The organism is Psychrobacillus mangrovi (assembly GCF_037104765.1).
Classification (GTDB): domain Bacteria; phylum Bacillota; class Bacilli; order Bacillales_A; family Planococcaceae; genus Psychrobacillus; species Psychrobacillus mangrovi.
Map to the genome: position 1 here is coordinate 16,728 of NZ_JBAWSY010000009.1, position 20,625 is coordinate 37,352.

16 protein-coding genes are annotated in these 20,625 nt (G+C 32.3%); 9 read left to right on the forward strand and 7 right to left on the reverse strand.

The window, feature by feature from the left end:
• The first annotated feature begins 287 nt into the window (after window positions 1–287).
• The 3 genes from WAX74_RS12695 to WAX74_RS12705 all read left to right on the forward strand — a co-directional run bounded on the left by WAX74_RS12695 (window position 288) and on the right by WAX74_RS12705 (window position 2,647).
• Window positions 288–488: a hypothetical protein gene (locus WAX74_RS12695; RefSeq protein ID WP_336498042.1), complete on the forward strand. Its 201-nt coding sequence runs from the start codon at window positions 288–290 to the stop codon at window positions 486–488.
• Between the two features lie 665 nt (window positions 489–1,153).
• Window positions 1,154–1,606, forward strand: coding sequence for a helix-turn-helix domain-containing protein (locus WAX74_RS12700; RefSeq protein WP_336498043.1), 453 nt, complete (start codon window positions 1,154–1,156; stop codon window positions 1,604–1,606).
• 63 nt (window positions 1,607–1,669) lie between these two features.
• Window positions 1,670–2,647 carry a hypothetical protein gene (locus WAX74_RS12705; protein ID WP_336498044.1) on the forward strand — a complete coding sequence of 326 codons (978 nt, stop codon included), beginning with the start codon at window positions 1,670–1,672 and terminating at the stop codon, window positions 2,645–2,647.
• A 35-nt stretch (window positions 2,648–2,682) separates the two neighbouring features.
• Here WAX74_RS12705 and WAX74_RS12710 read toward each other — a convergent pair whose 3' ends face one another.
• Complete coding sequence (locus WAX74_RS12710) at window positions 2,683–2,949, reverse strand: hypothetical protein (protein ID WP_336498045.1); 267 nt, start codon at window positions 2,947–2,949, stop codon at window positions 2,683–2,685.
• Between the two features lie 305 nt (window positions 2,950–3,254).
• On the opposite strand from WAX74_RS12710, the gene WAX74_RS12715 reads away from it, so the two are divergent.
• From WAX74_RS12715 to WAX74_RS12735, 5 genes are all read left to right on the forward strand, one after another.
• Window positions 3,255–3,596, forward strand: a complete 342-nt coding sequence (locus WAX74_RS12715) for a hypothetical protein (RefSeq protein ID WP_336498046.1) — start codon at window positions 3,255–3,257, stop codon at window positions 3,594–3,596.
• 124 nt (window positions 3,597–3,720) lie between these two features.
• A complete protein-coding gene (locus WAX74_RS12720) occupies window positions 3,721–6,591 on the forward strand; it encodes an SNF2-related protein (protein ID WP_336498047.1) in 2,871 nt (956 codons plus the stop codon).
• A gap of 18 nt (window positions 6,592–6,609) precedes the next feature.
• Window positions 6,610–9,735, forward strand: coding sequence for a site-specific DNA-methyltransferase (locus WAX74_RS12725; protein ID WP_336498048.1), 3,126 nt, complete (start codon window positions 6,610–6,612; stop codon window positions 9,733–9,735).
• A gap of 176 nt (window positions 9,736–9,911) precedes the next feature.
• Window positions 9,912–13,067 (forward strand): site-specific DNA-methyltransferase, encoded by a 3,156-nt coding sequence (locus tag WAX74_RS12730; protein ID WP_336498049.1) that lies wholly within the window; start codon window positions 9,912–9,914, stop codon window positions 13,065–13,067.
• Window positions 13,068–13,079: 12 nt separating this feature from the next.
• On the forward strand, window positions 13,080–16,268 hold the full coding sequence (locus tag WAX74_RS12735) for a DEAD/DEAH box helicase family protein (RefSeq protein ID WP_336498050.1): 3,189 nt from the start codon (window positions 13,080–13,082) through the stop codon (window positions 16,266–16,268).
• Window positions 16,269–16,594: 326 nt separating this feature from the next.
• On the opposite strand, the gene WAX74_RS12740 is transcribed toward WAX74_RS12735, so the two are convergent.
• Genes WAX74_RS12740 through WAX74_RS12755 form a run of 4 tightly spaced genes read right to left on the reverse strand, consistent with a single transcriptional unit; the run spans window position 16,595 to window position 18,622 of the window.
• Window positions 16,595–16,864 carry a hypothetical protein gene (locus WAX74_RS12740; RefSeq protein WP_336498051.1) on the reverse strand — a complete coding sequence of 90 codons (270 nt, stop codon included), beginning with the start codon at window positions 16,862–16,864 and terminating at the stop codon, window positions 16,595–16,597.
• Between the two features lies 1 nt (window position 16,865).
• Complete coding sequence (locus WAX74_RS12745) at window positions 16,866–17,711, reverse strand: hypothetical protein (RefSeq protein ID WP_336498052.1); 846 nt, start codon at window positions 17,709–17,711, stop codon at window positions 16,866–16,868.
• Window positions 17,712–17,753: 42 nt separating this feature from the next.
• The gene (locus WAX74_RS12750) at window positions 17,754–18,236 is read right to left on the reverse strand and encodes a hypothetical protein (protein ID WP_336498053.1); all 483 of its coding nucleotides are present in this window, start codon (window positions 18,234–18,236) and stop codon (window positions 17,754–17,756) included.
• Entirely contained in the window at window positions 18,233–18,622 is a 390-nt protein-coding gene (locus tag WAX74_RS12755; RefSeq protein WP_336498054.1) for a DUF1878 domain-containing protein, read from the reverse strand. The genes WAX74_RS12750 and WAX74_RS12755 overlap by 4 nt, the downstream gene beginning before the upstream one ends.
• A gap of 213 nt (window positions 18,623–18,835) precedes the next feature.
• On the opposite strand from WAX74_RS12755, the gene WAX74_RS12760 reads away from it, so the two are divergent.
• Window positions 18,836–18,967, forward strand: coding sequence for a hypothetical protein (locus WAX74_RS12760; RefSeq protein ID WP_336498055.1), 132 nt, complete (start codon window positions 18,836–18,838; stop codon window positions 18,965–18,967).
• Between the two features lie 334 nt (window positions 18,968–19,301).
• Here the strand turns inward: WAX74_RS12760 and WAX74_RS12765 are convergent, their stop codons facing one another.
• Both WAX74_RS12765 and WAX74_RS12770 read right to left on the reverse strand, forming a co-directional pair.
• Entirely contained in the window at window positions 19,302–19,592 is a 291-nt protein-coding gene (locus tag WAX74_RS12765; RefSeq protein WP_336498056.1) for a hypothetical protein, read from the reverse strand.
• Window positions 19,589–20,563 (reverse strand): ParM/StbA family protein, encoded by a 975-nt coding sequence (locus tag WAX74_RS12770; RefSeq protein ID WP_336498057.1) that lies wholly within the window; start codon window positions 20,561–20,563, stop codon window positions 19,589–19,591. The genes WAX74_RS12765 and WAX74_RS12770 overlap by 4 nt, the downstream gene beginning before the upstream one ends.
• Window positions 20,564–20,625 lie beyond the last annotated feature (62 nt).

A 20,625-nucleotide genomic window follows, 5' to 3' on the forward strand; every position in this document is an offset into this window, starting at 1 on the left:
AACAACATTGAAAGAAGGTGATGATAGTGAAAATGAAGGTACAAGATTTGTTAGTAGAAATTATTGGTGACGTCTCAATGATAATCGTTTCTCTCTTTGGAGCGTATTATATCAAAATTGTTCTAATTGGTTGATTCAAAAGAGAGAAGTGAGGTGAGGAAGGAATGAAATGTTATTAGGAGAAATGGTGTGATTTTGATAAAGAAACTCTGATAGAAAACAGTGTGAATATCGAGTTTTTATTGGACAGTGATAAATAATACTAACAGTAACAGGAGGTAGGAAATATGAAGAATGAAATAGCACAGTATAACGCTGATTTTTATAAAAAATTCGAGCAAGTAGATGTGACTGATGTTGATGACGGTATAAAAGGTTGGCTAAATGAGGACATTAAAATCCATGAATATGGCTTTAGCGAGGTGAATAGTGAAGAGGAGTACCAGGCAATAAAGGAAGAGATATTTGAGGTCCTGATGGAAAGGTAGTCCAGAGCTAAGACCTGCTAATGCGTATAATAACGCTCCTATTAGCCAAAGGAATGAGCAAGCAGATGAAACTAAATAGGTAGCGGAGATGAATGAAAGGATATGATTAATTTTGAAAAAAATTAAGAGGAAAGCGAAATGTCAAAACCCAAATAGACGAGCTATGGAAGTTCCGATAGAGCTTATGATGAACCAAACTTTAAAAATTGCTAATCAGAAGGTTCTTCGCCTCTTAACAAAAAGAGGCTTCTAAGGAATTAGAAGAGGACCAGAGTTTCTATACAATCTTGCTGAATTTTTAAGATTGCCAAATATCGAATAGGGCTGGATTAAGGATATATATTGTTATTCTTATTTGAAAAATGATGCTTCTGTGACAGTGTCCGATATTTTAAGAATTTATTCCGAAAATGAGTATTTGGAAGAATATTGAATCAACGAATGAATTAGAGACTTTATAGATTCGACACTTTGCCCAACTGTGGTAAGGTGTTTTTTTGTCAACCTGCCGAACCATTCACTACTCCTGTTCTATCAGTTATATTTCAAACTGCAAAAACTATAATATAATGTTCAAACAAAAAAAGGATTTCTATTTGAAAACCTATTAAAACAGGATGCTCTAATCCAATGATTAGACAGCTTTTACAGGAGGAGAAATGAACATGGTTAAACATGGGAGTGACAGAGCGGTAAGTAATAATTTTGGGTCTACTCTGAAATACTATCGTGAGAAAAAAGGTCTAAGCCTACAGGAGCTTTTTGAGCGTACAGGTGTGTCAAATAGTTACATCTCACGACTTGAGCGTGGAGATAGAAAAGCACCATCCATTCCAATCTCCTCAAAAATCGCAAATGCACTGGGCATTCCACTTTCACTGTTATTAGACATTTCAACGTCTGAAACTACGAGTAATGAAGCTCCGTTAGTAGCAGAGCTGATTTTGTATAATGAATGCAAAATAGACGCTGACCACCTAATGGGTAAAGACGAGAAAGAATCTTTTATCCAAATCATTGAGTTTGTTCTTGAAATGAGATGGGATGAAGATAACAAAATTAAGCAGTTATTTGACTTGTCGGAGCTGATTGATGATTTTAAAGAGGTAAGTAAGTAGACTTGGGAATTTGGGGGACTCTATTAGAGTTCTCTTTTTTTAACAGGAAGGAATTGAGAAGAAATGAGTTTTAAAGGGAGCGAAAAAGAGTATTTACTGAGTGTGTTTTTATCTAAAAACAAGGAAATTCTTGAGAAAGAGCTTAACCTTACTTTAGAAAATGTTCAGTTAGAAAAACATTATCCAGGTATGAAAATTGATATGTACGCATGTGATTATAATTTAGGAGCAGAGGTATTTGTTGAAAGTTTATTGCTTAAAAGTAATAAGGCTCACCAAAATAAGGTCTTAAAACTGATTAATATGATGGATAAAGGTATTATTGTCTATTTAGCACTTGATTTCCAACAAAAACACTTAGAGGAACTGAAACAGGTTATACAAACGTCTGGTAAGGCAATAAGCATTTACTTTTTAAAATTGAATACAAATATTCTTGATAATCTTCAAAAGCTAAACCAAATGCACAAGCTGAAAATTTATGAGAATCTAAACTTGTTAAATACATTGAATCCTATTCAATACTTAGAAAAGGAGAGTATTGTAGAGCCGATTGTAGCTAAAAGGTTGGTAAGAGTAGATAAAAGTTATGATTTAGAATCAAGAAAAGGAGCTAACGAATTTCTTTTAGATGCTCTAAGAAGTAGAATTTCTTACTTTCTTACATTCCATCGTGAAAAGGCTAATTTATCAAATCTTATTCTCAGTTTTGGAGCAGGTCGTAGCGATTGCAATTACTATGTATCGTTAAGTGACAGAAGAAATATGGCTTTTGTAGAGTTGCGTTTTAGCGATAACAATAGCAATATATACAATTCTATTAAGGAAAAAGAAGAGAGTGTCCAAGAGAGGTTCGGTGGAGTAGTCAATTTTAAAGATAACTGTATATCAGTAAAGTACCATCCATTTGAAAGTGTTGAGGACACAGTCGCGAAATTGGTAGATATATTTGAAAAAATGATTATTGCTTTCTCAAATTACACTTATTATTTCTATGAGGATAATAAACAGATGTGGGATTACCATGCACAAGGGATATGAAAAAAATGTAAGGCATTGGGAAATCCAATGCCTTTTTAGTTGCCCTTAAATCGTTTAATGAATTCTTTGCCAAATTCTCTGGTGTTTAATTTTGTTCGGTCTTTTGGCTCGTACTCAATCTTGAATAAGAACTCGTCATTTAACTTTTTTAATTCTCCATACATATTCTTTACAGGTGCTTCTATTCCACCTGTTACATGATAAATCTCAAGTTTGGGTAAGGCGTTCCTATCAGCGTATTGATAAATTCGATACATTCCATTCATTGAATTGACTTCTATCTTCTCCAACAATTTGTTCATACTATTATCTCCTTTTCAATTTTTAGAAATTTTCAATAATAATATTATATCATCATATTTAAGGTATCATATCCAACCTGCTATGATAGTAGGACCCAATGGTGTCTGTTTCATAAATTTAGCTTTTAAATAGAATGCTCATGAGAAAATGGTATTGTAGTTTGTCGGGAGTTAGATGTTCTTTCAAATACAAGGGATTTTGAAACCAAACAATATTTAAGGTAATGGAAAAAGAAATGAATCTACTTATTGAGAAAATTGAATTGTATAATATACCTATAGAAATAATGTGGGAGGAGTCATTGATGAAAGAGGAAATCCTTTTATTGAAAATACAGAACGCATTAAAAGAAAGAAAAGATTACTATGAAGCCACTCGTGGAAATTGGAAGATAAATAAAAGTCGATTGCCATTTATTCAATACGTTGCTGGGATAAGTGGCGGTAAAGTTGTTTGTGCTTTCCAACCTTCTAAGTGGGAGGTTATTGAATATGGCACTGAAAAGGGGAGAAAAAGATTTGAAGGTAATGAAGTTCCGTCTGAAATATTAGTAAAATTGCAAAAAAAAGAAGAACAAGTGCTGAGAAAGTTTGGGCGTGGAAGTGCAGTTGCTTATATATCTCTTACTGAAATAGAAAATTATTAATATTAACCTATATGATACTATCGAATATAAGGAACATTGTTACATCCAAGAAAATCATTAGGGACTAATATCCTTTGGTTGGTTTTTCTTATTTTATTTTATATATGAAATAGAGGGGTTCAAATTGAATACAGCATACCATACAAAATATTTTGCTAATAAATTGATTAACCGTTCTCCATCTAACGATATAGAGAAGCTCTCTATGTCATTATTTAATGCTTCAGTAGATATTAATCCTCACCAAGTAGATGCGGCCTTATTTGCCTTTAAATCACCGTTATCTAAAGGTGTCATTTTAGCAGATGAAGTTGGGCTTGGTAAGACGATTGAGGCAGGTCTTGTGCTTTGTCAGTATTGGGCAGAGAGAAAAAGAAGGCTATTAGTTATATGTCCATCTTCAATAAGAAAGCAGTGGAGTCTGGAGCTTCAAGAGAAGTTTAATTTACCAAGCATTATTTTGGAAACAAAAAATTACAATGAGGAGCTTAGAAAAGGAAACGGTAATCCTTTTAACCAATCTTGCGTTATTATTACATCTTTTAATTTTGCTCACAGAAGAAAGGATGATATTAAAGCTGTTAATTGGGATTTAGCTGTAATAGATGAGGCTCATAAACTAAGAAATGCTTACCGAAAGAGCAACCGTATTGGACAAGGGATAAAATGGGCAGTTGAAGATAGAAAAAAACTCTTATTAACAGCAACCCCACTTCAGAATTCCTTGTTAGAGCTATACGGATTATCGACTATAATCGATGACCGAATTTTTGGCGACTTAAAAGCATTTAGAGCTAACTATATAAATGATGGACACTTGGAAGAATTGAAAGAAAGACTTAAAGGATTTTGTAAAAGAACACTTAGAAAAGATGTGTTGGAATATATCAAGTACACAGAAAGACACGCCTTAACCCAACCTTTTACATCAAGCGACAGAGAACAAGCTCTTTATAAAGCTATCTCTGATTTCCTACAAAGGGAAGATACATTTGCTATACCTAAAAGTCAAAGGGTTTTAACAACTCTAATTCTAAGGAAATTACTTGCTTCTTCGACGAATGCGGTCCAACAGACCTTACAGACTATTAAAAAGAGATTGATTGATATAAGAGATGGACTTACAGCTACTAATCTTCTGTTAGAGGAGTTAGTGGACGAAGACGAATTGGAAACTTTAGAGCAAAGTGAAGATGAATTTGAAGAAAATATTGATAATTATGAAATGGTAGAAAAAGAAGAGTTTGGACCTGATATTGAAAAAATCAATCAGGAAATTCTTGAAATAGAAAGATTTATCCAAATGGCTAACGAAATTAAAGTTGATACAAAATCGGAAGCCTTGTTAAAAGCATTAACTATTGGTTTCGATAGAATGAATGAATTAGGTGCAAACAAAAAAGCATTAATTTTTACGGAATCTAAAAGAACACAAGAGTATTTAAAGACATTCCTTGAGGCAAATGGGTATAAGGATAAAATTGTCTTATTCAATGGAACAAATTCGGATAAAGGGTCGACAGAAATATATAAACAATGGGTGGAAAAAAATCAAAATACGACCAGAATTAGTGGTTCAAAGATAGCAGATAAGAGAAATGCACTTATCGAATATTTCAAAGATAAAGCCGAAATAATGATTGCAACAGAATCAGCTTCAGAAGGTGTTAATTTACAATTTTGTTCTCTTCTTGTAAATTATGACTTACCCTGGAATCCACAAAGGATAGAACAACGGATTGGACGTTGTCATCGTTATGGACAGAAGTACGATGTAGTTGTCATTAACTTTATCAATCAGCGAAACCAGGCTGATATAAGAGTGTACGAACTATTAAATGAAAAGTTCAGTCTTTTTGAAGGTGTGTTAGGTAGTTCAGACGAGGTATTAGGTTCTGTTGAATCAGGCGTTGATTTTGAAAGAAGAATCTTAGACATTTACCAAACATGTAGAAATCCTCAAGAAATTGAAAGTGCTTTTCAACAACTACAGCAGGAAATGGAAAATAATATCCAACAAAGAATGGATAAAACAAGAGATAAGCTATTAGAAAATTTCGATTTGGATGTTCATGATAGATTAAAATTCAATCTTCAATTTACAAAGAACCATCTCAATAAACTTGAAAGTCTATTTTGGAATGTAACAAAGTCTATTTTAGAGGATGAAGCAAAATTTGATAACGACCAGTTTAGTTTTAAACTAAATAAAGCTATAAATGAAAGAATAACAAGTGGTAAATATTTTATGATATCAAAACAAAGGAAGACTGCAGAAGGTGTCAATTTATACCGTTTATCTCACCCTCTTGGTGAGTACGTAATTGATAAAGCTCTTTCGATATCAACTCCCCCAGCTAAATTGGAGTTTGATATTACCAATAATCCTATGAGAATCTCATTAGTACAATCACTAAAAGGTAAGAGTGGTTATCTTATTCTTTCTAAGCTGGGGATTGAATCATTTGAGAAAAGTGAATACTTGTTATTTAGTGGCTTTACGCTTGATGGTGAGATACTCGACCAAGAGCAATGTGAAAAACTATTCCAGTGTCAAGCAAATACAATTCCATTAAACAATATAGAGGAAAATCATAGTCACAAGTTGTTGAGAGAAATGGATAGATACTCAGAAGCAACAGTTAGTATGGTGATGGAACAAAACAATAAGTATTTTAAAGACGAGCAAGAAAGGTTGCAAAAGTGGGCAGACGATTTAGTTCTGGCTTCCGAACAGGAACTAAATGATATTAAGCGAAACATTCGAGATTTATCAAGGAAAGCAAGATTGGCGATTAATACTGAAGAACAACATGAGATTCAAGTGCAAATAAATGAACTTGAAAAGAAGAAGAGAACAATGCGTAGAAAGATTTTCCAAGTGGAAGACGAAGTGATTGAAAGAAGAGACGAGTTAATTGAGGAGCTTGAATCCAGATTACATCAAAGTACAGATAGGGATGACCTATTTATGATAAAATGGGAAGTTGTGTAGGTCAAAGGAGGAAAAGTAGTGAGTGAAAGTTATCAAAAGCTAATAGCAATATTAAAAGAAATGTTCCAATTAGACCAATCCGACTTGGATTTTGGTATTTATAGAATAATGAATTATAAAAGAGATGAAATCAAAAAATTCCTAAATGAAGATTTACTACCGCAGGTAAAAACAGAACTTGAAAAATACATTTCAGTCGAACAAAAAGGTGTGGAAAAAGAACTTAAAGACCTTACTGTGAAATTAGAAGAGGCTGGTGTGGCATTTGAAAGTAGTTCTAAGTATGTTGCGTTAAACTCAAGGCTTGATAAAGGTTTAAATGTTACATCAACTGAAAATGAGGTTTATTCTCACCTGGCTAACTTTTTTAAACGTTACTATAGTAATGGAGATTTTATTTCTTTAAGACGATATAAAAAGGATATCTACGCACTTCCATATGAAGGACAAGAAGTAAAGTTACATTGGGCGAACGGTGACCAATATTATATTAAGACAGCAGAACACTTTAGGGATTATACTTTTACTACACCTGACGGTAATAAGGTTCATTTTAAGCTGATTGATGCTGAAACTGAAAAAGATAATAATAAATCTCAAAAAGGAAAAGAAAGACGTTTTGTTATTTCTGAAAACACACCTTTAGTTGTGGAAAATGGAGAATTGTTTATAGGGTTTGAGTATGTTGTTAAAGATATAAAACAAAAAGATTTAACAAATCAAGCGTTGGAAATTATTTCCGAGCGTTTAACGACTGAGCCTGATTTTAAGTCATTTCAAAGTTTATTAGCACTTGTACCAACTGAAAAAAATCCAAAGAGATTATTAGTTGAAAAGTATCTTAATGATTATACATCTCGTAATACTTTTGATTACTTTATCCATAAGGACCTGGGTGGATTCCTAAAACGAGAAATTGATTTCTACATAAAAAATGAGGTTATGTTTTTAGATGATGTTGAGGTTGAGGACACTATAAAAGTTGAACAATATCTAACAAAAATAAGGGTTATCAAAAAAGTAGGAAATAAGATAATCTCCTTCCTTGACCAAATTGAGGGGTTTCAAAAAAAAATGTGGTTAAAGAAAAAATTCGTAACAGAAACAAATTACTGTATTACTTTAGACAAAATTCCCGAAGAGTTTTATCCAGTAATCATTGAGAATAATAGACAAATTGAAGAGTGGAAAGAACTTTTTAAGATTAATGAGATAGATGGGGACTTGATGAAAGCTGGATTTTCAGAGCCGATTACTGAAACCTTTTTAAAGCAGAACCCTTCACTTTTACTTGATACTATCTTTTTTGACCATGAATTTAAAGAAGCACTTATAAGTCATTTTGATGACTTAGATAAGGAAATTAATGGGGTATTAATCCATAGTGAAAATTTCCAAGCATTAAATCTAATTAAAGATAAGTACAGGAACAAATTTAATTTTATCTATATTGACCCTCCGTATAATAGAGAGGGAGATGGCTTTGTTTATAAGGATAATTACAAACATTCAAGTTGGTTAAGTATGATTAATGACAGAATCAGAATCTCCAAAACAATCTTAAATAGTGATTTTGGTATTTTTACAAGTAGTATAGATAAACATGAAATGTTCAATTATAAACTTCTCCTGGATAGCATATTGGGAGCAGATTCATTTGTAAATGCCATTGTTAATGTAAACAATCCTAAAGGTCGTTCAGACCAAAAGCATCTACCAACTGCACATGATAATATATTATTTTATGCAAATGATGAAGCTAAATCATATGGTTGGTTACCAGAAGAAAAGGTACTTAAAAGGTATTCAAAAGAAGAAAATGGAAACAAATATCGAGAAATAGATTTAAGAAAAACAGGCGACAATGATTTAAGGGAAGATAGACCCAAAATGTTCTATTATTTTTACTTTAATGAGGAGACAAACGAATTTTATCCTTCCTATGAAGAATTGGAGATGGAAGGGTTTGTGAAAATAATTCCGTTAAGGGCAGATGGTCGTGAAGGTCGTTGGAGATGGGGAATGGACACTTCACTTGGTAACTTAAATAAACTTGTTCCTAAGTTTATGCCAAATAGAAAAGTATGGTCAGTTTTTGAAAAAGATTTTTTAACTGACGAAGAAAGAGTAATGCCGACAAGTGTTTGGTATGAAAAAAGTTTTAATAGTGAAAGAGGAACAGAAGACTTTATTGATTTAGGTTTCGATAAGGAAGACTTTCCAAGACCTAAACCTGTGGGATTATTAGTATCTTTAATTGAACACACGATGACTAAGGATGATTATATCTTAGATTTTTTTGCTGGTTCAGGAACAACAGGTCATGCTGTCGTAGAACTAAACCGACTTGATGATGGCAATAGAAAGTATATTCTTGTGGAAATGGGCGAATATTTCAATTCAGTCACAAAGCCAAGACTCCAAAAAGTAATTTATTCAAATGATTGGGAAAATGGTAAACCAGTCTCAAGGGAAGGTTCAAGCCATATTTTTAAATATATTCGTCTTGAATCTTATGAAGATACACTAAATAATCTTGTAATTAATTTAACCCAAGAGCAGTTATCATTGCTGGAAAAGAATCCAGAATTAAGAGAGCAGTATATGCTTTCTTATATGCTCAATAATGAAACAGAGAATAGCATGTCACTTTTAAATATAGATATGTTTAAAAATCCATTTGAATATAAATTAAAAATTGCCAATGGATTGAAAACTCAATTGACAACTATTGATTTGGTAGAGACTTTTAATTATCTTTTGGGTATTGAAGTAATAAGGAATGAAGGAAAAAAGCGTTATAGTGCTGAAAAGGATAATGATAATGAAGTCCCAGGGGCGGTCAAGTTAAGTTATGCAAAAGATGGAGAATATGTCTTCAAAGAAATTGAAGGCAGAACATTGGATGGTGAGAAAGTTCTTGTTATTTGGCGTACTTTATCAGGTGATATAGTAAAGGCTAATGCGGCCCTTGATGCATACTTCTTAAAGAAGAAATACAGCACACAGGATTTTGAGTTTAATCGAATTTATGTAAATGGAGATAATAACCTTCAAAATCTAAAACTGGATGATGAAAGATGGAAAATTGTATTAATCGAAGTAGAATTTAAAAAGCTCATGTTTGATGTTCAAGATGTATAATGTGGTAATAAAATGTGTAAAAAACATAGATAATAAAACATATAAAGATATTAATTATCTCCGTACATATCTCAAATCGCTCACTCGGTTGAGATATTGAGGTGGAGATTTAAAGTCACGGAAGATTATAGTGATGCAAAAGACCTGGTTTTATAAATGGTCGGAGGAGGAAAGTAATGAGTGATAATTATCAGAATCTAATTGGAATTTTAAAAGAAATGTTTCAATTAGACCAATCTGACTTGGATTTTGGTATTTATAGAATCATGAATTATAAAAGAGAAGAAATTGAAAAGTTCCTAAACGAAGATTTACTTCCACAAGTGAAATCTGAACTGGAAAAATATATTTCAATTGAGCAAAAAGGTGTAGAAAACGAACTTAAAAAACTAAAAGAAAAATTAGAAGATGCTGGTGTGGAGCTTGAAAGTAGTTCTAAATATGTTGCATTAAAATCCAAAATGGATAATGGTATTAATTTAACTTCAGCAGAAAATGATGTATTTTCTCACTTAGCTAATTTTTTTAAACGTTATTATAATAATGGGGATTTCATATCTTTAAGACGATATAAAAAAGATGTATATGCAATCCCATATGAAGGACAAGAAGTAAAGCTACATTGGGCAAATGCAGACCAATACTATATTAAAACTGCCGAACATTTTAGAGACTATACTTTTGTTACACCTGATAATAATAAAGTTCATTTTAAGTTAATTAATGCAATAACAGAAAAAGATAATAATAAATCACAAAGAGGAAAAGAGAAAAGATTTATTATTAATCAAGATGAACCTGTGGTAATAGAAAACGAAGAACTTATTATTCAATTTGAATATGTATTAAACGAACAGAAGCAACAGGATTTAAATAAACAAGCGATTCAAATTGTTTCGGAATCAATAGATAATGTTATAGAACTAAGACAATTCCAAAGTCTACTTGCGATTGAACCTACCGAAAGAATTCCTAAAAGGAAATTAATCGAAAAGTATTTGAATGATTATACTTCTCGAAATACGTTCGATTACTTTATCCATAAAGACCTTGGTGGATTCCTTAAAAGGGAATTAGACTTCTATATTAAAAATGAAGTTATGTTTTTAGATGATATTGATGTTGAAGATAACCTGAAGTTTGAACAATATCTAACTAAAATAAGAGTTATCAAAAACATTGGTGGTAAGATAATTTCATTTCTTGAGCAGACAGAGAATTTTCAGAAAAAATTATGGTTGAAGAAGAAATTCGTAGTTGAGACAAATTATTGCATAACTTTAGATAAAGTGCCCCAAGAATTTTATAAACAAATTACTGAGAATAAGAGACAGATTGAAGAATGGAAAGAACACTTTGCAATTGATGAAATTGATGAGGACTTAACAGGGGAAGGATTTTCCGAACCTATTACCGAAGATTTCTTAAAACAAAATCCATCGCTTTTAATCGATACTGCATTCTTTAATAATGATTTTAAAGAATCTCTTATAAGTAAGTTTGAAGATTTAGATGAAGAAATTAATGGGGTTCTAATTCACAGTGAAAATTTCCAGGCATTGAATCTTTTACTTGAACGATATAAAGGTGTAATAAAAGGAATTTATACAGACCCTCCATATAATACAAACGCTTCAGAGATATTATATAAGAATAATTATAAAAATTCTTCTTGGCTTTCACTTATGTTGCCCAGAATTGAATTATCAAAAAAATTACTAAGTTCGAATGGGATAGCATGTTATACAATAGATGACCTTGAAGTTAGTTACCTAAAAATTCTTATGGACCAAGTTTATAATAAAGATAACTTTTTAGCCACTGCCCTTATAAGAAACAATCCTTCAGGTAGGTCAACTGTAAAAGGTTTTTCAATTAATCATGAGTATGCTTTGTTTTATTCTCAATCTGAAAGTGCTGAGCTTGGTAGGTTACCACATAATGAACAACAGCTTAATCGTTATGACCTCAAAGATGAAAATGGAGCATACGAATGGGAAAATTTTAGAAAGAATGGTACAGATTCTGATAGAAATGATAGACCAAAGCAATTTTATCCCATTGGTATTAATGAAGAGGGGGTATTGAGGATTCCTCTATGTCACTGGGATGAAATAAGTAGTAGTTATATATTGGATGAAGATATTCAATCAACAGATAAATTGGTATATCCTATTAATTCAGTTGGCGTCGAAAAAGTATGGAAATATGGTATTGACAGAGCACGTCTTATGATAAATGAATTTATAGTAAAGAGTGTAAACGGTAATCTTGAAATATACCGCAAAAAATATTTAAACGAAATGGGGTCATTACCTCGAACATGGTGGGACAAACCAGGGTATTCTGCACGAGATAATGGAACAAGGACTATAAATGATTTGTTTGGAACAAGTGCTAAATTTGATTTTCCAAAGGCTGTTGATGCAGTGGCAGATTCGATTAGGGTACTAAATATCCAGGATGGAGATACTGTTCTTGACTTTTTTGCAGGTTCAGGTACTACAGGTCATGCAATAATTAATCTCAATAAAGAAGATAGAGGCAATAGAAAGTATGTCCTTGTAGAAATGGGTGAATATTTTAATACTGTAACTAAGCCTCGTATACAAAAGGTGGTATATTCTAAGGATTGGAAAAATGGAAAACCTGTTTCAAGAGAAGGGGAAAGTCATTTTTTCAAGTACATACGTCTTGAATCATATGAAGATACTATTAATAATCTTGAAATCAATTTAACCCAGGAGCAGTTATCATTGCTTGAAAAGAATCCAGAATTAAGAGAGCAGTATATGCTTTCTTATATGCTCAATAATGAAACAGAGAATAGCATGTCACTTCTAAATATAGATATGTTTAAAAATCCATTTGAATATAAATTAAAAATTGCAAATGGATTGGAAACTCAATTGACAACTATTGATTTGGTAGAGACTTTTAATTATCTTTTGGGTATTGAAGTAATAAGGAATGAAGGGAAAATGCGTTATAGTGCTGAAAAGGATAATGATAGTGAAGTCCCAGGCGCGGTCAAGTTAAGTTTTGCGAAAAGTGGAGAATATGTTTTTAAAGAAGTTGAGGGTAGGTCTTTAAGTGGAGATAAAGTCCTTGTGATTTGGAGAACATTATCAGGTGATATCATTAAAGATAATGCGGCCCTTGATGCATATTTCTTAAAGAAAAAGTATAGTACAAAAGATTTTGAGTTCAATCGGATTTATGTGAACGGAGATAATAACCTTCAAAACCTAAAGTTGGATGAAGAAAGATGGAAAGTTGTTCTAATCGAAGAAGAATTTAAAAAGCTAATGTTTCATGTGCAAGAGGTATAAGGGGGTGTTGAAATGGTGACTAAAACAAAAAAGGGTAAACAAGCTAAAGCACCTCAATTAAAATTTAATAAGCGATTGGTTCTAAACCAGTATTTCCTTTCATTATTTGGTGTAGAAAAGTTTGAGGAAATTGGGAAGGAAATGAAGAAACCTAAATTTGAAGGTTTATCAGAAGATAATAACACCAATTTCTATCACTTCCTTGTTGATGATTGGATGGATAAAGTAAAAATAAGCAAAGATAAGCTCCTTCAATATGATAATAATATTGTGGAACATACGAAACGAATATCTGAAAATAGGGAATTAGGATTCACGTGGAAGTATTTTCAGTACCTATCACTTCTTTTTACTGAGCTGTATCTTGATAAATACTTCAACGAGAAAGATAAATTGCTACAATTGCTAAATGAATATGTTGAACAGTTCAATGAGGACAAGTTAGAGACTGATAAAGTTGACTTATATAAGGAATATGAGCTGAAAAAGTTGGCGTTTTGGAATGCAACAGGGTCAGGAAAGACCCTAATTATGCACGTTAATATCCTTCAATATCTTTATTATTTGAAGGCATTGGAGAAAGAGAACGAAATTAATAAAATCATTCTTTTAACTCCAAATGAAAGACTTTCCAACCAACATCTTGAAGAATTTAAAAACTCTGGATTAAAAGCGGAGCTGTTTGATAAAACAAAGGGTGCTCTATTAAGATTAGCCGAAACAACGATTGAGATAATTGACATTCATAAAATAGGAGATGAAGAAGGAGAAAAAACGGTTGCTGTTGATTCTTTTGAAGGCAATAATCTTGTTTTAGTTGATGAGGGGCATAAAGGGGCATCAGGACTGGTTTGGAAAGAAAAAAGAGACAAATTAAGTGAAAAAGGTTTTTCCTTTGAATACTCAGCAACCTTCGGTCAAGCAATGAAGGCATCAGGGAAAGACGAACTAATACAGGAATATGCCAAGTGTATCCTGTTTGACTATTCTTACCGTTACTTTCATACGGATGGATACGGAAAAGATTACCACATCTTGAACCTTCAGGATGATAGTAATGAAGATGTTCGTCAACTTTATTTAACTGCATGTTTGCTAAGCTTTTATCAACAAAAGAAATTATTTGAAGACAATAGAAAAGATTTTTCGGCTTTTTTATTGGACAACCCACTGTTTATATTTGTTGGTGCAAGTGTTCTTAAGGGAAAGAAGAACACAGAGGCTTCTGATGTTGTTGATGTTCTGACCTTTTTCTCCGAATTTGTGAAAAATGAAGTAAAAAGTGTCCAAAAAATTGAAAGATTGCTTGGTGGTAGTCCAGGTTTACTTGATAATAAAGGAAGGGAAATATTTAAAGATACCTTTAAATATTTGATTAGTAATCAGCTGAGCAGCTTGGAGGAAGTCTATAGGGATGTCCTTAAAACAGTATTTAATTCCCATACACCAGGGGCGGAACTGCATGTTGAGAATTTAAAAGGCGTAACTGGTGAGATAGGTGTCAGAGTTGGAGAAAATCAGTATTTTGGAGTTATCAATGTTGGTGATGATAAAAAGCTCGTAAAGCTTTGTGATGAGAATGGTTTGCTAACTGCTGAAAGGGAATTTTCCGAATCTTTGTTTAAAAGAATAAACCACTCCAATTCGATGGTAAATGTATTAATCGGTTCAAAGAAATTTACCGAAGGGTGGAGTAGTTGGCGTGTCAGCACAATGGGACTTTTAAATGTCGGGCAATCGGAGGGAGCTGAAATCATTCAGCTTTTCGGAAGAGGGGTTCGATTAAAAGGGTATGGATTTAGTTTAAAGAGGAGTAAATTCATTAAAAAAGAAAACTCAGAGATAACAGTACCTAAGTATATAGAGATTCTTGAAACGCTTAATATTTTTGGGATAAGAGCTGATTATATGAAGCAGTTTGAAGAGTATTTGAAAGAAGAAGAGCTTGACCCCGATAATGACCAAGAATCTATTGAACTTCCTGTTATCCGTAATAAAGATGTCAATTTAAGTAAGCTCCGAACCTTAAGGGTAAGGGATGGCTTAAATTTTAAAAGGCAAGGACCTAAGCCACTTTTATCACCACTGAAAGAGGAGACTAATCATAAGATTGTGGTAGACTGGTATCCAAAAATACAGATACAAACATCTTCAGGAACTTCTAATGATTTAGGTTCAATGGATACAGGTATATTGGAAAGGGAGCATCTTGCATTCATTAATATGGATGAGGTGTACTTTGAAATCCAACACTATAAAAATTTAAAGGCTTTTAACAATCTTAATATTACAAAACAGGGTGTCGAGGAACTGCTTATGAATCCAAACTGGTACACTTTGTTAATTCCAAGAGCAGAACTTGCATTTACGGATTTTAAAAACTTTAAAAAATGGCAAGACCTTGCAATCGTACTATTAAAGAAATACTGTGATTTCTTCTATAAGCATAAAAAAGCTGAATGGGAATTTCCGCATTTAAGTTATCAAGTATTAACAGAAGCTGATACTAACTTTATAAAAGAAGATAAGTATGTATTTACAATTAACAAGCCAAAAGAAAATGACTCTTTGATAAGTAAATTGAACCAATTGAAGGAATTTCTTGAAAAAGGAGAATTAATGGATATAGAATTCAATAACTTTTCACATGGCAATTTTGAGCCATTTGGTTTTGGAGAGCATCTATACAATCCATTGATTTATATAAAGAAGAATGCGACTGATATAGAAGTCAGCCCCATAAACTTGAATGAGGGCGAACGTAACTTTGTACATGACCTAAAGGTCCATTACAAAGAGAATGAATCTTTTTTTTACGATAAAGAACTTTATCTACTACGCAATAAAAGCAAGGCAGGAATCGGCTTTTTTGAAGCTAACAACTTCTTCCCTGACTTTATTATGTGGCTCATACATGATGAAAAGCAATACATTACGTTTATTGACCCAAAAGGTATCCGAAATCTAAAAGGGCTATTTGACCCAAAGATTCAGCTATCTCAAACGATAAAAAGTATAGAACGTAACCTTAGTGAACAAGACGGGAGCGTTGTTCTTAACTCATTTATCATTGCAGGGACACCATTTAATAATGTATCCCATTGGGGGGATGCTGGCAACTTTGAACTATATAATGTATTTTTCCAAAATGAAGACAAAGGTTATATTGGTAAGATATTTGAAAAAATCTTAGAAGAATAAAAATGTCGAAAATTTCCAGCGGTCTTCTAAGTTTCGAGGAAGAAGATAGTTAATTTAACTTAAACCCTAAAAGAGCCTTTAAGGCTCTTTTTTAGTGTGTTAATTTATTTTTGTCATATGAATTGTTAAAAAAAACGAAAGAAGTAAAGCCCATATTGAATAAAGCAACTAAAGCGATGTACTCATCAGAAAAGGAAGAATTTATAATCTATTGTGCAATTAATGCGGAATCTTTTATTAAACAACTCGTTAAAGTTAATTCAAATCTTAACTTTGTATTGAAAATTAATAACATAATATAGTTTGTAACTGAAGATTAATTGCCGTTACTTATTAAACAACTTTTCGATGAAAGTGAAGAGTTGGCTCCAATTTTGAAGCAAAATAATACTGGCAATTAATGAGCAAATAATTGCTGATAACCAAGGATGCTTTCCAAACCATGGCCTTTTTTCAGCTTTGCTATCCAAACTGCTCTTTATATCTATACTTCCATTACCTATAGGTGCATTGTTTTCGCTGATTTTAACACTCGCATTATCTCCAATAGCATTGTTATCTCCAATTTTAACACCACGTTCTATTTTTACTGGCAAATTACTTCCCCCTCACAAAAGCGTTATCTCCAATTGCGTTATCGTTTCCAATACTTGTATTTTCTCCAATTGATGTACTATTATCTGTGCCCCTAACAATATTTTGGATTTGAGGTACTTTTTCAGCTAATTCGGCAAAGGGAAGCTGTGCGTTAATCGACTTAATAATTGGCTTAAGTTTTTCAAGTTTTCCTTTTAGTAAAAGTCCAGTATTTAACTTAGGAGAGTATTCTAAATATACTTCTATATGAAACGGATTTGTCCTCGGTATTCCATGAAACATAATGGGCTGTAAGAATTCCCTATTATGGTATGCTTGTCTTACTGCAAGCTGTTGTGGATAATTCCAATGCTGTTCAGATAATTGTTTAAGTTCAAGATATAATTGTTCCATCCCTTCAAAACGTATAATTATTGAATTTTCTGAATTTACATCATCGAATAATGGTTTTATTTTCTTGTAATAGTAATCTGATTTTTCTTGGTAGTTTTCCAGATTAGGAAGCCCTTTTAGAAATTCTTTTTTATGTTTATCGTCTAAAATAAAGAATTCATCACTTAAATCACTATATAGATTAAACACTGCAGAAGTTGGTTTTCCAAAGTGTTTTGTGTATAGATTTGCGTATTCACCTTGAACAATCATTCCATGGGCATTGTTTAATTTCTCATACAATTCTACTAAATAGGAATTATAATTATTGGTGTCGTTATAAAAGGGGGCAATCTCTTGTAATATAGATTCGACCTTTGCTATATATTGTTCATTTTTACTTATTTGTGCGTCTCTAATTTTTTCTTGAGCAGGTGTCAAGGGTTTTCCCATGTTAGATTCATCCTTTATCAAATTGATTATATCTTTACAAACAAGCATCCTAAAAAGTGAATTTTATTTATTTTGTAAATCAACTAAGTCTTTTCGGAGGTTTTCAAGTTCAGACTTCACATCTCCGATACATAAATTTATAGAAGTTTTAAATGAAATTAAATCTTGTGTGTCCATAATAGTGGATTTTTGAATAAGCGAGTCAATATTATCTTTGATACTATTTAACCTTGTTAAGATAACTGAATACTTAGAAGGTGTAATGTTTATCAAGTTATTTAACTTTTGCCTAATAGCTTCATATTCTTTAATTTCATTACTTTCATTTAAACCACGTTTATCACTGCTATTTAATTTATATGACACTTCTTGAATACTTTCTAATCGTATAAAAACAGTTTGTAATTTTTCCTTAGTATCAGTTGTATAATATATTTCACTGTATTGTTTTGCTTGGTTTGCCTTTTGCCAAGAAAATATTGCACCTATTATACTAATGATACTGGCAATGCTCCCTATTACACCGATAGTTTCAGTAAAGTTCATGATTTTTCCTCTAAATTATTCTTGAATTTTGGCAAATCCCCGTAAAGAGCATCGAAAACTTCTCCCCATCTATTTTCTTCTTTGAATGCCATTGTTAGGAATTCAACCAAATGGTAATTTCCATCATGCTGTGTCACGATATTATAAACTTGCTGTTCAAAAGTCTCATGAGATACTTTTTGTTTATTGCCAATTTTCTCTCTATACAGGTCCATTAAATCCATAATTTTATCATATTGTTCCTTAGTTATTTTATATTCGTATAGAATTCGATTTATAGCGGTATTAAAAAAAATTAAATCCTGTCTAAATTCCATTTCTTTTTGGAGTTGCTTTAGCTCTTTAATCTCATTTTCTAAAAATTGTATTTTTTGGTTCGGGTCCATAGTTTACCTCCATTCGGTAGTTGGAAATTATTTTAAATTCTATTAATAACGTAGTTAGATTATATCATAAAATATTATGTAAATACTTCCTATGTCCCCAAGGTCTACCTGCTGCTATAATGTAACCCAATAATAAACTACTGACATTTCTAATAAACCACTGCCATAATCAAAATAAAGTGTTTATAAACGAGTGAATAAGGAGACGAGATCTTGGAAGCAAATCAGTCATTCTCTACTCCTGTTTTTTATTCCCTTTTTAACCATAAATGGCGTTTAAAAGCAGAAGAAAGCCAGTTATTCATTGGATGGGGAGAAGGCAATAGGGGGTTCGTAGAACCCTAAAACCATCAGAGGAGAAGGCATTGAGTAAGAACTAATGCCTAAATTACATAGTATTTAATTAAGTGGCTCTTCTTTTGTTTTGAAGAGTAAGAATGAGATAATGGAAGTGGACAAGATTTGTAGAGGTGATTTGTGAGAGGACGCAGGAGCAAAGAAAGTGTTTATCCCAGCTTCTTTTGTCTTTGACTTTAAATTGTTCCGTGCGACTTATTGATAAAGATTCAGCCAATCTTCTATTTCGCCCCGATTAATGCGGTGTCTAAAGCTTTGTGCATTTATAACATGTAGTCGAAACTATTATGTAAAATGCTGATTAGCGTCAGCATTTTTTCTTTTAAAACAGTGAATGTATAGTTTTTTTCATTTCTTCACTCACTGGAGCTTCTTCATATAGCTTTTCAGGGTCATTAGATATAGTAGGTAGTCGAGCAGATAGCAGTTCAAGAATCTTTTCTATGGAACTGTCATCTGTAGTAAAAGTGTTATTGCCATAAATCATATCTTTCTTAATTAAACTTCGGATATATTCGCTCAAATTGCACGTTTCTTTCTTGTTTTCAATATAAATCCACAAATCACTGTCATGCGGTAAGAAGCTGATAGTGATTTTTTTGTACTGACTCATGAGTATTTAACCTTCATGATTTCTAAGAAACTTTTTACATTGGCGAATTGAGGGTTCACGACAATAGTTGCGTTAGGAAATTGTTGTAGGATTTCTTGTTTTAATAGAAGAGATCCTCCACCTGCAAAATATATGTTGTCTTGATTAAACGTATAATTGTGCTGTTTGGCATAATTGATAATCTGGTCAAAGTGGTTTTTCTTGACCTGACTAATAAGTTCCTTACTTCCTTCAGTTACTTGCCCCATGAAACTCATATACCCCTGTTGAATTATTTGCTCCAGGTCGTTTGCAGAAATGTTCCGATTATAGCGTTGCACCAGTTCCTGTTCTAACTTTGCTTTTAATATATTCATGCCGACATGAGCGACTGTCATGCTGTTAAAATCAGGCTGGACTCCATTGAACATACAATATGTGGTATTAAGTCCACCTATATCAACAACCATAGATGTTGAATTTGTCGCTTCACTTGGGTTCGTATAAGTTAATCCCATACCTTCAAAGCAGATTGTAATATCGTTTAGGTTGAAATTGTATTGGCAGTCGTTCAATCGAAAATAAATTGTTCTGTTATTATTTTCTATAAATCTTTTAAATGATTCTTTCAGGGATTTTGATTTATACACGTTTATTGGAACGTTAATAGCGACATGAAGGTGAACATTGTGGAAATAAGCATTGGCTTTATTCATCAATTCACAAATAGCTGTATAAATGGAGATTTTGTGCATCAATGTTTCTTTGCTCAAATTAAAATCACTATGATTCTCGGATATCATATCTCCTATCAAATACTGCTTCCCTTCGTAGTCAATCTTGAATGAGTTTGGCTGAATATCCATTCCTATATCACTTACTTCTTGCAGTTTAGTACGAAACAACATTGTGCTTGTCTTACCCCTGTATTCAATTAATCCTTTTGTAGCGTATTTTCCACTATCTATTCCTATAAACACATGTTCTTTCAATAAAATCGTCTCCTCTCAAATTTACTTACCTTGTATCTTATACAGTTCACTAATAGAAAATA

What these genes read in the sequence shown, in the direction of transcription:
- WAX74_RS12695 (WP_336498042.1), top strand. Translation starts at nt 288, where the DNA reads ATGAAGAATGAAATAGCACAGTATAACGCTGATTTTTATAAAAAATTC.
- WAX74_RS12700 (WP_336498043.1), top strand. Translation starts at nt 1,154, where the DNA reads ATGGTTAAACATGGGAGTGACAGAGCGGTAAGTAATAATTTTGGGTCT.
- WAX74_RS12705 (WP_336498044.1), top strand. Translation starts at nt 1,670, where the DNA reads ATGAGTTTTAAAGGGAGCGAAAAAGAGTATTTACTGAGTGTGTTTTTA.
- WAX74_RS12710 (WP_336498045.1), bottom strand. Translation starts at nt 2,949, where the DNA reads ATGAACAAATTGTTGGAGAAGATAGAAGTCAATTCAATGAATGGAATG.
- WAX74_RS12715 (WP_336498046.1), top strand. Translation starts at nt 3,255, where the DNA reads ATGAAAGAGGAAATCCTTTTATTGAAAATACAGAACGCATTAAAAGAA.
- WAX74_RS12730 (WP_336498049.1), top strand. Translation starts at nt 9,912, where the DNA reads ATGAGTGATAATTATCAGAATCTAATTGGAATTTTAAAAGAAATGTTT.
- WAX74_RS12735 (WP_336498050.1), top strand. Translation starts at nt 13,080, where the DNA reads ATGGTGACTAAAACAAAAAAGGGTAAACAAGCTAAAGCACCTCAATTA.
- WAX74_RS12750 (WP_336498053.1), bottom strand. Translation starts at nt 18,236, where the DNA reads ATGAACTTTACTGAAACTATCGGTGTAATAGGGAGCATTGCCAGTATC.
- WAX74_RS12755 (WP_336498054.1), bottom strand. Translation starts at nt 18,622, where the DNA reads ATGGACCCGAACCAAAAAATACAATTTTTAGAAAATGAGATTAAAGAG.
- WAX74_RS12765 (WP_336498056.1), bottom strand. Translation starts at nt 19,592, where the DNA reads ATGAGTCAGTACAAAAAAATCACTATCAGCTTCTTACCGCATGACAGT.